The sequence below is a fragment of the Acidimicrobiia bacterium genome (assembly GCA_041676705.1).
Classification (GTDB): domain Bacteria; phylum Actinomycetota; class Acidimicrobiia; order Acidimicrobiales; family SKKL01; genus Actinomarinicola.
In genome coordinates, this window is the sequence record JBAYRL010000001.1 from 269,097 (window position 1) to 282,118 (window position 13,022).

Annotated in this window: 13 protein-coding genes; 2 read left to right on the forward strand and 11 right to left on the reverse strand. The window is 53.8% G+C overall.

The features are described from left to right. Positions 1-6: 6 nt before the first annotated feature. Positions 7-849 (reverse strand): hypothetical protein, encoded by an 843-nt coding sequence (locus WC184_01385; protein MFA7476530.1) that lies wholly within the window; start codon positions 847-849, stop codon positions 7-9. Positions 850-1,468: 619 nt separating this feature from the next. Here WC184_01385 and WC184_01390 point away from each other — a divergent pair. Then, positions 1,469-3,049, forward strand: coding sequence for a hypothetical protein (locus WC184_01390; protein MFA7476531.1), 1,581 nt, complete (start codon positions 1,469-1,471; stop codon positions 3,047-3,049). Positions 3,050-3,059: 10 nt separating this feature from the next. After that, a complete protein-coding gene (locus WC184_01395) occupies positions 3,060-3,821 on the forward strand; it encodes a crotonase/enoyl-CoA hydratase family protein (protein MFA7476532.1) in 762 nt (253 codons plus the stop codon). 159 nt (positions 3,822-3,980) lie between these two features. Here WC184_01395 and WC184_01400 read toward each other — a convergent pair whose 3' ends face one another. The 10 genes from WC184_01400 to WC184_01445 form a co-directional block, all read right to left on the reverse strand. Next, a complete protein-coding gene (locus WC184_01400) occupies positions 3,981-4,400 on the reverse strand; it encodes an NUDIX domain-containing protein (protein MFA7476533.1) in 420 nt (139 codons plus the stop codon). Positions 4,401-4,412: 12 nt separating this feature from the next. Beyond that, a complete protein-coding gene (locus WC184_01405; protein MFA7476534.1) occupies positions 4,413-4,880 on the reverse strand; it encodes a GNAT family N-acetyltransferase in 468 nt (155 codons plus the stop codon). After that, positions 4,880-5,161 (reverse strand): hypothetical protein, encoded by a 282-nt coding sequence (locus tag WC184_01410; GenBank protein MFA7476535.1) that lies wholly within the window; start codon positions 5,159-5,161, stop codon positions 4,880-4,882. Before WC184_01410 ends, WC184_01405 begins: the two co-directional genes overlap by 1 nt. Then, entirely contained in the window at positions 5,162-5,650 is a 489-nt protein-coding gene (locus tag WC184_01415) for a DUF4193 family protein (GenBank protein ID MFA7476536.1), read from the reverse strand. Positions 5,651-5,777: 127 nt separating this feature from the next. Then, entirely contained in the window at positions 5,778-7,403 is a 1,626-nt protein-coding gene (locus WC184_01420) for an FAD-dependent thymidylate synthase (GenBank protein MFA7476537.1), read from the reverse strand. 58 nt (positions 7,404-7,461) lie between these two features. Next, a complete protein-coding gene (locus WC184_01425; protein ID MFA7476538.1) occupies positions 7,462-8,661 on the reverse strand; it encodes a M20 family metallopeptidase in 1,200 nt (399 codons plus the stop codon). An 18-nt stretch (positions 8,662-8,679) separates the two neighbouring features. Further along, complete coding sequence (locus WC184_01430) at positions 8,680-9,291, reverse strand: hypothetical protein (protein ID MFA7476539.1); 612 nt, start codon at positions 9,289-9,291, stop codon at positions 8,680-8,682. Next, entirely contained in the window at positions 9,272-11,890 is a 2,619-nt protein-coding gene (locus tag WC184_01435) for a DEAD/DEAH box helicase (protein MFA7476540.1), read from the reverse strand. The genes WC184_01430 and WC184_01435 overlap by 20 nt, the downstream gene beginning before the upstream one ends. Then, complete coding sequence (gene tatC, locus WC184_01440) at positions 11,887-12,648, reverse strand: twin-arginine translocase subunit TatC (GenBank protein ID MFA7476541.1); 762 nt, start codon at positions 12,646-12,648, stop codon at positions 11,887-11,889. The genes WC184_01435 and tatC overlap by 4 nt, the downstream gene beginning before the upstream one ends. Then, positions 12,645-13,022, reverse strand: a complete 378-nt coding sequence (locus tag WC184_01445) for a twin-arginine translocase TatA/TatE family subunit (GenBank protein ID MFA7476542.1) — start codon at positions 13,020-13,022, stop codon at positions 12,645-12,647. Before WC184_01445 ends, tatC begins: the two co-directional genes overlap by 4 nt.

Sequence of the window (13,022 nt, forward strand, 5' to 3'; positions counted from 1 at the left end):
TACAGATTAGTAAGGTGGCGGCGTTATTGATGTCCACTTGCTAGTGGCCATATGGGTACCTGAACATGTCTGGCTCTGACGGAACTTTGCATCATATCCACCGGGAGCCCAGGACTGCAGTTCAGTCGACAGAGTGAAGTTCTGTCCTGGTTGAAGATTGCACCATAGGAAGTCACTGTGGAAACTACCATGAGCGAACGAACGTGCAATCGTTGGCTGCCAGGTTGTGTCCGCCGTGTCAAAATATGCTCCTACCGGATGGTTCCAAGCAACTGAAGTCGATGACTCGCCCCAATAAACGTCACAGCACTCCGAAGCTGCCTTGAACCGGGTTGCGTTATAAACATCGTCCCATTGACGGTCGTGTGTCCACTTGAACTTAGCGATGTCAATCGAGAGGATATCCTGCAGTGTCTGGGAGGATCTCACATAGTTCCCATATAGTGCCATTGGAGCGAAATGTGAAGTGTTCTCTCCGATTGATGACGACTCCGAACTAACCTCTACGCTTTCTCGAACGACCGAGCTAATTTCTGGCGCGAGTGGTGCTCTTACCTCCTGTTCTACGATTGTTACACCGCATCGTTCATCGATTTCGACGATAACTGTACTGACAAGATCGGGAGTTGGGTCGTCAACTCTTCCGCTAATTACCTCAATAGATGTGCCGTCGCAATCGTTACCACGTTCAACGTGCACCTCAGCGCCATGGTCACCTAGGTAGGTCTCTGTGGCTTTGATCGAGTTTTCGGTGGCACCGACGCTCGAAACGGTTGATGTCAGAGCGACAATCGCAATGGCCACAACCACCAAACGTCGCTTTTTATGCCTCGGTATGGATTCTTTCATGCCGGGTCTCCTTTTCTTGGATCGACTCCGGACACCGAAACACATTCATGGCGACTCTAAGTCGATCGTTGGCTACAACAAGGGCTTTTGCTCAAGTTGCTCCTGTAGTGTTCAACTGCTGTCCCTATCACTATGGGCAAATCCCGAAGAAATGTCAACGGAGATTTTGGAAAGCGCTGTCCATTCGAACCGTATTTACGATATGTAATACCAGCTAGTTGATACTTTATCGTACTCGCAACTTCACAAATATAATTTTCACATTATCTTTGAAAGGGAAGAAAGCGGGTCTTGAAAGAGCGTTTTAATAATTAAAACGTGTCAAATTTATGGTAATTAGTCTCATCATTTGGCTGGCGAGGGTTCGTACGGCGGCGAAGTGCGAGGATGAGTGAAGCCATCAGAGGGTGGTTTTCTGATTGTCGTCAGTAGCGAGCGGGCCCGGCTGTATCTAGGGATTGCTTGATGAATTTTAGCTACACAGTCACACAGCTTAACAGAACGTGCATTATCGGCGTTTTGTTGGTACCGCGTGCCACCATACTGATCAACCATTTTGGAGATCTCATCTGGTTTCAGTTTCAAGTGAAACCCTCCGCGACGACTAGCGTTGTATGTTATGCCAAGACGCATTGAGGTTGAACTTACCAGCAGCCGTGAGGACGGTGTTTGGACGTGGCGTGCCGCCGGTGCCCGCCAGCCCAAAGGAGAGCTGGATGGAGCCCTTCTCTATGAAGGTGCAAAGGTTGGAGATGTAGTACGTGCAGACGCTGAGTTTGACGTCGAAGGCATCCAAATCGTTGGTGTGCTACCACCAAAAGGGCCCAGGAAAGAGCCCGAGCGAATCGAGATAATTGGGCGACCAATTAAAGAGGACGAACTCGTAACGTCACAGCTTGCGCCCAAAGGTCGTCGTTCCCGGGATGACGGTGATAGAGAAGGCCGCCGGCCGCGCCGCCCACGACGTGATCGTGACCGTGCTAAAGACGGCGAAACCGGTCGTGGCGAAGCCGACGGCGAGCGGCGAGGTCCTCGTCGTGACCGGCGACAAGATGGTGCCCGTGACGGTGAGGGCGAAAAGCGTCAACGTCGCGAGCGAGGCCCGCGTGCAGAGCGTACGCCCCGTCCTCAACAAGACGCACGACCCAAGCCAAAGCGTCTTCGACCAGGTCGCAAGCATCGTTCCGAACTAGTAGCTGCTTTGCCTGAGGAAGAACGCCCCATTGCTGAGCAGGTTTTACGAGGCGGTATCCCAGCCGTTCGCCAGGCCATCGACAAACAAAATCAAGAAGCGGTTGCTAATGGGCAACCCACTGTTAATGGTGATGCTCTGGTTGCCATTGCCGAGCGGATTCTGCCGAAGCTGCGTAGTGCTGAATGGCTTGACCGCGCTGACGCGGCCTTAGCAAACCTCGACGAGCTCGACCTGCGAGACTTACGTTCAGTAGTGACAGCCGCCGACGGAGCTGCCCGCGACGAACAAAGCCGTGCCTTGGCAGCTCAGCTTCGTGAAGGCCTGTCAGCCCGAGTGGAATCCGAGCATGCCGCTTGGCTTGAGGACATGAAGCGAACCTTGACCGAAGGCCGGGTTGTGCGTTCGTTACGCCTGAGTTCTCGTCCTCCAAAGGCGGGCTCTCCCCTGCCTGGTGATGTCGCCGGTGCCTTGATTAGCGCCGCTAGCGAGGCTTTTGGTCCAGACATTACCCAAGAACGTTGGGCAACGGTGCTCGACGCCGTGGCTTACTCCCCAGTGCGCCAGCAAGTTAAACCGGTTGCAGTTCCAACGGAACCATCGGAAAACCTATTGGTCGTGGTACGTAAGCTGGCCAGTCGTGTTCCTGAGATTGCCAAACTCTTTGGTATCGAACCCGAGGAGGCCCCTAATCGGCGCAGGCGGACACGCAAGCCTGCCGCTAAGGCCGATGGCACCGACACCACCGACGGCACGCAAACTAAAGAACCAACGCCAGAACCAGCGCCAGAACCAGCGGAAACAACTTCGACAGAGGTTGCCGACACGCCAACTCAACCGGAAGCTGCGACAACAGCTGAAAGCCAAGCAGAAACCGTGCCAGCGGTGACGGAAGAAACCTCTGGTGAGGTAGCCCCTCCGCCGAGCGCTGAACCTGCGGCTGAACAAGGCGCGGAGGCCGAGGTTGAAAAGCCAGAATCTAGCGACGCTCCGTCAGCCGACGAGTAAGGTTTCAGCCATGATCGATTATGAAGTTCGTGGTCACGTTGCAATCTTGACCATCAATCGCCCAGACGCCCGCAACGCGGTCAACGCCGCGGTGGCCTCTGGCATGGAAGAAGCACTCGACAAGGCCGAAGCTGACGACAACGTCTGGGTAATGGTCTTGGCCGGGGAAGGTCCAGTCTTTTGCGCTGGCGCTGATCTCAAAGCCATTGCCAGTGGCGAAGGCGGAGGACTGGGAACCAAACGCGGTGGTTTCGCCGGCCTCGTGCAGCGTGAGCGCACCAAGCCCTTGATTGCAGCCGTGAATGGTCCTGCGCTAGCTGGTGGCACCGAGATTGTGTTGTCTTGCGATCTGGTGGTGGCCTCTACCGAAGCCCGATTCGGCGTGCCCGAGGTTAAGCGGTCGTTGGTCGCAGCGGCTGGAGCACTTTTCCGCCTTGCGCAGAAGATGCCACAAAATATCGCAGCCGAGCTGCTGTTAACTGGTGACCCGATCTCGGCTGAGCGGGCCCATCATTTCGGTTTGGTAAACGAATTGTGCGAGCCTGGCCAGGCCGTAGACGCCGCTCTGGCTTTAGCTGAGCGCATCAGTGAGAACGCTCCCCTGGCGGTGCGTGAAAGCCTAAATGTCATGCGTGCCAGTCGCATGGTTGACGACGAGGCTGCTTTCCGTCTTTCGGGAGAAGCGTTTGCTCGTTTAGCTTCCACCGAAGACTACGCCGAGGGTCCACGCGCTTTCATCGAGAAGCGTGCTCCGCAGTGGAAGGGCCGCTAGAGCCTTCACAGGGCCGGGCCTTAAAAATGCTGGCCGTAAAACGGAGCTAGTTACTATGGCGGTCGCTTGGGCGGCCGCCACATCTTTTTGGCTACACAACACGACCCTACGGTCTGCTACGGCGCAAACATCCCCATTTGAAAGACCGGTTTTATTGGGTTAGATCAGCTCGCTAATCACGCCAGTATCGAACAAGAACTCAGCTAGGCCTCTTACCAAGGGACGGTTTTCAACCTCGGCCAATGGCACCCATTCAGCGGCGGCCGCGTCATCACCGGGCACCGGTGGCACCGGGTCAAGCGTTGAGGCGAAAAAATCAAAGATTACAAAGTGGTATTCATCGGTAATCTTTTCCACATAACCGGCTAGCTCACCACAAAAAACAACCAAGCCGGTTTCTTCTTCGACTTCACGAACCACGGCTTCGGCCATGGTTTCTCCCGGTTCTACGCGTCCACCGGGAACGCTCCACTCGCCCACCGCTGGTGGGCGACCACGTTGCACTAACAACAATCGTTGTTGATCGTCCACAACGATGGCACCAACACTTAGTTCCACCTTGCGAGGTGTTGCAGCCATTTTGGTAGCCGTCTAGCGCAACGACTTGTGCACGATGATGGCTCTGGCAACTAGCCCAAACGTTTCGAAGAAGTTCTTGGTAGCCCGATTTCCAGGCAGAGCCATGGAATCAACCCCGATACAGCCTTGCTCCTGCGCCCAGTCCATTATTTGATCCATCATCGCTTCGCCAATACCAACACTGCGAGCATCGGCTTCTACATAGATATCGGTGATGACCGCCAGTTTTTCGCCATTCGAAGTGGTCTCCACAACCACAATGGCATAACCCAAAATCGCTGCGTCTAAGAGACCGACCAAAACCAATTGGTTGGGATCGTCAATGGCCTCTTTTATTGCCGGTTCAATTGGGTTAACTCTGGCTTGGGTGATGGACCAAATTGCGCCCCCACGAGTGTCAACCAATTCCGTGATCACGTTGCTGGCGAGTTCGGTGAGCGTAGGAAGGTCGTCTTGGGTTGCGACGCGAGCTTTCTCCATCAACTTTCGTCTCCATTATTGCCATCCTTAGGAGCCGCCACCCGTGAAGCTGCTGCCAGGACGCTTGAGAGCCCACTTCGAACTTTGTTACACGCATCGTCAAGCGAGGTGTTGTGCTGCTTTAGTGTCATTTGCCCGATAAGTCGGGCGTTTTTTACATCTTGGCGACCCTTGTTGGCCAGGTCGGCAACTGCTTTGGGACCGTGCAGCATCGCTCCGATTGGCGCATACACGGTGAAGTCGAGAAGTTCACGTAACGCATCAGAGCGATCTTGGTTCATTTATACACAGTCCTTACAGTATTGAAGTTCTGGGTCGGCTAGCTGGCTTGGGTGCTTCACTAAGAAACATGATTGGCAGACGAATTCCCCTGGTCGCCGAGGTTGAATTCCATCGACTGAATCAGCTCGTGATCCAGTGTCGGTGGGTTCTTCATCCTCATCTTCCTCGTCTTCATCGGCCGCGGCGATACGAACCTTCAAGATAGCGTCGAGATCGGCTTCTACATCGTCAGGGTCGATGTCTTCATCGTCGTCATCTTCGTCATCAACGGTTTTTGATGGGGTGCGCTTGGCCTTGGCTTCTATCTCTTCGTCTTCGTCCTCAATGTCGAGCGAATCTTCATCGAGGTCATCCGACATCTCGTCTTCGAGCCCTAGGTCATCTTCTTCTAGGTCAAGATCGTCTTCCTCGAGGTCGGGCTCTTCCTCCTCAAGGTCTTCATCAAACTCGTCTTCGAGTTCTTCGTCTTCGAGTTCTTCGTCTGACATTCAGTCCTCAGATCGTCTTAAAGAATTGCAGAGAATTGGTGCGTTAGCGACGGCGGATTTTAGGCACAAGTTTCTCGATTTGCACAACTCCGCCACAAAAATTGCCTACTGGATGATACAGGGCAAGTTATTGGTTACCTCGGCGACTTTCGGCACGTCGTTCGGCTTCCAAGCGTTCGAGGTCGCTACCTCCGCTTAGATCGACATATTTCATCATCTCGGCCACGGCGTGGTGTCCAGCGGTATCACGAATGTGTGTATACATGGCAGCTGCTACGGCACGATAGGCAGTGTGTCCTTGAGGTGTGGTGCGTAATTCAATGGTGTGCATGGCGGAACGTGCATTCAATTGCATTGCAAAGCGCACCCGATAGGCAAGCGCCACGGCGTAAGGAGCTTGTTCGGGGAAAGTGGGTGCTAGCGCTTCATAGAGCGAAAAAGATCTCTCCATGGCCTCGCGAAAAGGCAGTTCATGTCCCGAATCTCGAACGGCATCGGGCACAACGTAACCATGGTATGGGTTTAGTTTTTGCCATTCGATGGTGAGCATACGATGTCGCTGCAAGTCTCGGAAGGCGCCGTAGTCGGCTAATACATCGAAGCGATAGTTAATGCGTTCTAGCGCCCGACCAGGCTTGTGCCGCCGATTAGAGCGTTCACCAACGTAGGTTTGCATGACCCTGAGACGGTCTTCCACGCTCATAGCGCGAGCCGTTTCTATCAAGGCGGTCTCGGATTGTGAGGTGTAGGGGTAAAGCATTGAGGCCACCAACTTCACCTCAGCGTCGGGGTCGAAATCGACCAAGGTTACCTCTGGGGTGTCTTCGCTGTGGGTGGTCGGTGCTGTGGAGCGTTCAGGTCTAAAAAGTGATTCGGCTAGTTCTTCCATGCCGCTGCGGGTGGTGCTGAGGTAATCGCTCCAAGCACTACCCCGGTCGGGCAGGTCAACTCGTTTCAAGAAGGAGGGAATTACTTTGCGTAATTCTTGGAGCATGAGATCGGCGTAGGCCTGTGCTTCTGGCAGTGCCAACGATCGCATCCGTAACAGCAGCATTTCGTAGCCCTGGCCTGAACCATAGATGCCCACGTTTGAAAGCGAAGCAGCTGGCAGAATTCCACGCAGCGAGTCGAAGGCCTTAGCCCGAAGTGCTTGGCGATAAACAAAATCAGAGTCTTCAGGTTCTTTGGGGTATCTGGCTTTGAACCACTCAAACATCTCGGGCACCAGCGCCGCGTAAGAGTCGAATAAGCGATCCATGTCACCCACGTAACGAGTGCCTAGGTTCGAGGTCAGAATGGCTGGGTCGCGATAATATCGATAACGCCCACCCAAACGAGTGTCATAAGCAATGTAGCGAGTAGATTGCTCTAAATACGACATTAGTCTTCCCCACTCGAGAACCTTGGTGAGTAGGTTGGAAGACTGCTCGCAGGCGAGGTGCACCCCACCTAGCTGGGCCACCGAGTCGTCGCCATATTCAAAGAAAACACGTTCGTAGAGCTGTTCGGCGCGCTCGAGACCAATAGTGGCGTCGATTGATCGGTCGCCTTCAATATCAAGATCGCCCACAAATTCATCTAAGAATAAGCGCCGCAGACTCTTCGAGGAACGTGAATAGCGAGCAAATAGTGCTCCTTTCACGACCTCTGGCAAATTCACCAGGGCGAAAACCGGTTGGTCAAGATTGGTGAAATAGCGCCGTAAAATGTCGGCTTCGGAAGGAGAAAATTCTTCGGCTGCGTAAACGCTCACGGTGCTTAACCCTACGCTGTTTAGCGCTGTTGTGTGGGGATGCCTAAGGGGGCGCTGGTCACATCACTGGCGGGTGGTTGTGGCTAGTAGCTTTTCGGTATTCCTCGGTGGCTTCTACTAAAAGGTTTGGCTGGGTCCACAGGTCAATAACCGTGGCGGCCATCATTATTGCACCGTCGATCACAGCACGATCACCGGCTTCGCTGCCAGCGTGTAAGGCGAACTCGGGAGTGTGGATTGAAACGCCAGCGGGTGCCACTTTCACCATGGGGTGGATAGAGGGAACCAGGTAACTGACATTGCCCATGTCGGTGCTACCAACGACCGCGTAATCACCTTCCGGCTGGCGATACGTGCGGCCCACCAATTTAGCATTAGCAGTGAAAGCGTTGAGCAGAGCACGATTATCAATCATGTCGGCGAATGCTGGAGATTCAAGCTCTATCTGCATTTCACAACCAGCGGCTAAAGCACCAGCTTCCAAACATGCAAAAACTCTTTCCTTGAGCGGTGCCAAGGTGGTGAGGGTGCCTGAGCGGATGTACCAAAGAGTCTCGGCACTAGCGGGCACTATGTTCGGTTTCGCACCGCCGTTGGTGAAAATGCCATGTACACGTTCATGTGGGGCGATGTGCTGACGAAGAGCAGCCACATTCATGTAGCCCAGCACGGCGGCGTCGAGTGCATTGCGGCCCGCTTCAGGATGCGCAGCGGCATGAGACTCTTGCCCTTTATAAGAGACTCTAATCGGTTGCACAGCAATGGTACTCATGGCGTCTAGATCGTGATCGGCTGGATGAATCATCATCGCGGCGTCAACGTTGGTGAATGCTCCTTGGCGGGCCATAAATACTTTGCCTCCCCCACCTTCTTCGGCTGGAGTGCCAAGCACCACAACCCGTCCACCCAATGCTTCGGCGTGTTGGGCCACTGCCATGGCCGCACCAAGGCCCGAGGCCGCGATGATGTTGTGGCCACAGGCGTGTCCAATCTCAGGCAGAGCATCGTACTCACACAGGATGGCAATGGTCGGGCCGCTCGTGCCGGCGGTGGCCGAGAAGGCGGTTTCTAGGCCAAATGCGTGTCGCGTAACCTCGAAATTGGCGGCCTCTAGGGTGTCACACGCTAAGTCGTGGGCCTTATATTCGCCAAAGGCCAGCTCAGGCTGGCTATGAATCTGGTGAGATACATGGAGAAGCTGGTCGCTAATCGAACGAATATACGCGGCTGTTTCGTCTTTATGCACCATAGAATCCATCTTTCAACCGTAGCCTGGCTACACCACGCACTGAAGAGCGTCGGGCACTACCCGAATCACGACCTCTTTGGTGCGAGCCGACTTAGTGCCATCGATCCACACTGGGGTGAGACGTGCGAGGGTAATGTGATGCTCTTTGCCACGTCGAATGGTTAGATCAGGGTGCGGAACATGTTCACCAGTTAGTGCCAGCTTTCGTGCTTTGAGACGGTCGTTGAATCCCAGCGACCCATCTAGGGCGTCTAACAACCCATCGTTGGGGTGCGCACGCGGGGCCAGTTTCCACGGACCGAAAAAATCAGAGTTCATAACGGCCACAAAACGGCCCTGCCACCACAGCTGTCTAATTACCAGATGAGCGACAAAATAGGTGGTGTTTCCATTAAAGGTTGCTACGCCTAGGTCGAGCGGCAAGGTTTGGGCCGCCGCCGACCGAAGTCGTTCATCGCTGCCAGTAGCGCCAAGAGCTCGTGCTAAGTCACCGCCCATCAGCCCAAGCGTGGGGATCTCTTCCCCATTTTGAATTGCATGATTGACTATCTGGTTTGCCTCAGCATCGGTTCGGATGATTACGCCATTGCTTGGTAAGGCACCCGAGCGGCCCCAGGGCTCACCCTTGCGGATCGTCACTGTTCGCACCTACATGTACCTTAGAGGAAGCCTCGACCACGTCTCGTAACAATAGGTTGGCGGCGGCTCGAGCGTTTGAGGCTGTGACAGGGTTCGGTGCGAGTCCACCAATTTGTCGCAGTAGGTCAATTAACTGCTTGATGTTTCGAACGAAATCACCACCGCTTAACATTTCTTCGGCCAACACATCTTGTAGATAGTTTCCCGAAGCCCACGCGTGGGCGATGGCACAAAAGCCAGCATCAGGTGGTCGGGTTACGGGCAGTTTGGCCGCCATCTCGGCCCGGTTAAGCGAATGCGCAACAGCTTCAATTTGGGTTACACGCTCGCGCATTGGTCCTGGCGGAAACCAGGGGTTTGGTGCCGCTTTTGGGCTGCGGTGCTCGTAGGTGAAGGCCGAAACGACGCCTGCTAGCGTGGCCGGGTCTAGACCATCTAGCAGACCTTGGTGCAGAGCTTCAGCGGCGAGTAGGTCTACCTCGGAATAGATACGTGCCAGAAGCTCACCCGCTTCGGTTAGATGCCAGTCTTGGAGATAATCCCAATCTTCAAGGAGCTCCAAGAGACCATCAAATTGTTGGGCCAGGCCACCGCTGCTGTTCGAACGTTTGCGTTCGAGGCGCTTGATACGGGCATCCAAACGTTCGGATTGGCGAAAAGCTTCTATGTGCCGCGCAAAATCATCACAGTTTTCAAGGGGGTGACCGGTCTCCCCAACACGCCTTGGACGTTTTGAATTTCGATGACGCTTTGGCGCGCTGAGGCGGGCTTCTCGTAGTCGTCGCCGCACTTCATTTATGAATTTGCGTTGATTGGGAGCAAACGGTGTTGGAAGTTCGATTGACCCGCGACGTTCTGGAAGGTGGTTAAAATTGGTATCAGAAAGGGTGATGATTCTGGGCGCTTGGCTTACCAGCCGAAGCTTTACCGCGCCCCCGCGGCGCTCAGAAACGGAAAGCACGACCGCCGGCCCGCCGGATTTGCCACCTTCAATTTGTAAAATTGTGCCTGGCTTAACGCTGCGCAAGGCCCGAGCAACCTCTTTACGGTTTGGTAAAGGTGAGGGTGCCGCGGACTTGGTGAACTCGGCCATGTAGGCCGCGATATCACCCTTTTCGCAGATAATTTCGTCGTGCAAGGCATCTCGACGGCGCTTAAGTCGTTGAGTTTCTTGGGCCGTTTCAACTACTCGACGGTTTAGCCGATACTGTGCGAATGAATTTTCTATCACCGCATGGGCCTCGTCGGCGTTGTAGCGTCGAATCAGATTGGCGGCCATGTTGTAGGTAGGGCGAAAAGCTGAGGTGAGCTCGAATGATCGACTTAGCGCTAACGCTGCCGTCTCATCGAAGGAAATGTAGGGGCTCCATAACACGACAGCATGGCCCAGGCTGTCTTTGCCCCGGCGACCAGCCCGCCCGGTTAGCTGGGTATATTGCCCCGGGGTCAGTCGTTCATGGCGTTCACCAGTGAACTTCGTCAGTTTTTCGATAACCACGGTCCGTGCTGGCATATTTACACCCAGAGCCAAGGTTTCAGTAGCAAACACCGCCTTAACCAGACCCGCAGCAAATAGCTCTTCAACGGCTTCTTTAAACGGCGGCACCATACCCGCGTGATGAGCGGCGTAACCTTCCTCTAAGGCCGCCACGAATCGGTCGTAACCAAGCAACATTCGATCGGCCTCAGTTAGAACCGAGGCGTGTCGGGCCGCCACTTCTCGAATTATGCTTCGCTCAGCAGGTTTGGTGAGACGCAGGCCGTATGCCATGCATGCCCGAACGGCATCATCGCAAGCAGCCCGGCTGAAAATGAACGTGATGGCCGGTAACAAGTTGCGCTCGTGAAGTAGTTCAATCACCTCGGCGCGCCTAGGGGTGTACCAACGCCTTTCATCCGAGCCGCCGCTAGGACGAAAACCCACGTCGAAGCGTTTGCCCCGAGGGTTTGGTTTTCCGTCGACTAAGAGATCGGCTAAACGAAGATAACCAGCAGCACGATCGCCAACAAGATAGTGGTTTTCTAGCCTAACCGGTCGGGTAGTTTCGACTATCACATCGGTAGGGCCACGTAATGTGGTTATCCAATCTGCTAGTTCGGAAGCGTTAGAGACCGTCGCAGAAAGGCAGACCAGTTTAATGGGCGCTGGGGCATGGATAATAACTTCTTCCCATACTGGTCCCCGATACTCATCTTGTAGATAGTGGACTTCATCAAGAATGACCCACGATAAGTAGTCTAAATCGGATGATCGCTCGTAGATCATGTTGCGAAGTACCTCAGTGGTCATCACAACGATAGGTGCTGATCCGTTTATCGAATTATCACCCGTTAACAAACCAACCTGATGGGTGCCATACAAAGCACAAAAGTCGTGGTATTTTTGGTTTGATAACGCCTTAATGGGAGTCGTGTAAAACGCTCGGGAACCCTCGTTGAGGCTACGTTCAATCGCATATTCTGCAACGACCGTTTTGCCGGAACCGGTTGGCGCCGCAACCAGAACCGAGTGGTTGTTGTCGATTGCTGAGATGGCGTCACGCTGAAACTGGTCAAGAGGAAAGCCTAGCCGTGCTTCAAATTCAGCCGAGTGGCTCATTTGCGAAGGAACCTACCAATTACAATTGAAGACTCGAAAAACAGGTACATAGGTACCGACAAGATCATGAGGCTAAATGGGTCGCCGCTAGGCGTGAGCACCGCCACCAAGGTCACGATACCGACAATGGCGTAACGTCGCACCCTTGCTAATTGGTGGGGATGCAAGATGTGGGCGATCTGAAGAAAAATCAGCACAATTGGAAATTCGAATCCAATACCAGCACCAACCATCATCTTGGTGAGAAATGATATGTAAGCCGAACCTGTAAAGCGCTGCTCAAAACTACCCCCACCAATGGCGACTAAAAACTCGAGGGCTTTAGGTACTGTCCAAAATGCTAAAGCTGCCCCAAGCAGAAATAGAATGACGCCTGCCACTACAAATGGCACCGCATATCGTTTTTCATTACTGCTTAAGGCAGGAGTTATAAAGCGCCAAAACTGGAATAATAACACTGGCATGGCTAGAGCAATACCGGCATAGGTGCTTACCGTAATACGAATCGCAAAGCCCTCAAGAGGGTCTGTTTGCAAAAACGTACATTCACCCGGTGGTCTAATATCACAGTATGGACCGGTAAGTACGTTTAATATCGGCTGGAACAAGGCGAAGGCCACGACCGCTGCTACGGCCACCGCGACTAGCGAAACAATAATTCGGTGCCGAAGCTCGGCCAGATGACTAACAAAAGGCATTTGAGCATTCGGGTTCGCATTCCGCTTCGCTCGGGATCGAGAAGGACGGTTAAAGATCATCCGTTGTTGGTCGTATCTGGTTTCTCAGGCGCAGGCCCGTCTTGGTCGTTGTTCGTCAGGTCGGAAGGTGTTTGATTCTGTGTCCCCGACTCTTCCCAGGTTTGAGGAACTTCGCTGCTGTGATCGCTCGGGTCTGCCGATAATTGTGATGCCTTGGTGTCAGGCGAATTTAGCCCTTGGGGTGGATTTGTCGGTGCGTCGTCCGTGTCGCGCATGGCGCTTTGCATCTCAGCCTGAAAACCAGTAGAAACATTGCGAATTTCGCCCATGATTTGGCCAAGTTTGCGTAATGCGTCGGGTAGCTTGTCGGGACCGAGCACGATTAGAGCAACTAGGGCGATAACAATTATTTCGCCACCACCAACATTGAACAT

What these genes read in the sequence shown, in the direction of transcription:
- WC184_01385 (MFA7476530.1), bottom strand. Translation starts at nt 849, where the DNA reads ATGAAAGAATCCATACCGAGGCATAAAAAGCGACGTTTGGTGGTTGTG.
- WC184_01435 (MFA7476540.1), bottom strand. Translation starts at nt 11,890, where the DNA reads ATGAGCCACTCGGCTGAATTTGAAGCACGGCTAGGCTTTCCTCTTGAC.
- WC184_01395 (MFA7476532.1), top strand. Translation starts at nt 3,060, where the DNA reads ATGATCGATTATGAAGTTCGTGGTCACGTTGCAATCTTGACCATCAAT.
- WC184_01425 (MFA7476538.1), bottom strand. Translation starts at nt 8,661, where the DNA reads ATGGATTCTATGGTGCATAAAGACGAAACAGCCGCGTATATTCGTTCG.
- WC184_01400 (MFA7476533.1), bottom strand. Translation starts at nt 4,400, where the DNA reads ATGGCTGCAACACCTCGCAAGGTGGAACTAAGTGTTGGTGCCATCGTT.
- WC184_01445 (MFA7476542.1), bottom strand. Translation starts at nt 13,022, where the DNA reads ATGTTCAATGTTGGTGGTGGCGAAATAATTGTTATCGCCCTAGTTGCT.
- tatC (MFA7476541.1), bottom strand. Translation starts at nt 12,648, where the DNA reads ATGATCTTTAACCGTCCTTCTCGATCCCGAGCGAAGCGGAATGCGAAC.
- WC184_01415 (MFA7476536.1), bottom strand. Translation starts at nt 5,650, where the DNA reads ATGTCAGACGAAGAACTCGAAGACGAAGAACTCGAAGACGAGTTTGAT.
- WC184_01410 (MFA7476535.1), bottom strand. Translation starts at nt 5,161, where the DNA reads ATGAACCAAGATCGCTCTGATGCGTTACGTGAACTTCTCGACTTCACC.
- WC184_01390 (MFA7476531.1), top strand. Translation starts at nt 1,469, where the DNA reads ATGCCAAGACGCATTGAGGTTGAACTTACCAGCAGCCGTGAGGACGGT.
- WC184_01405 (MFA7476534.1), bottom strand. Translation starts at nt 4,880, where the DNA reads ATGGAGAAAGCTCGCGTCGCAACCCAAGACGACCTTCCTACGCTCACC.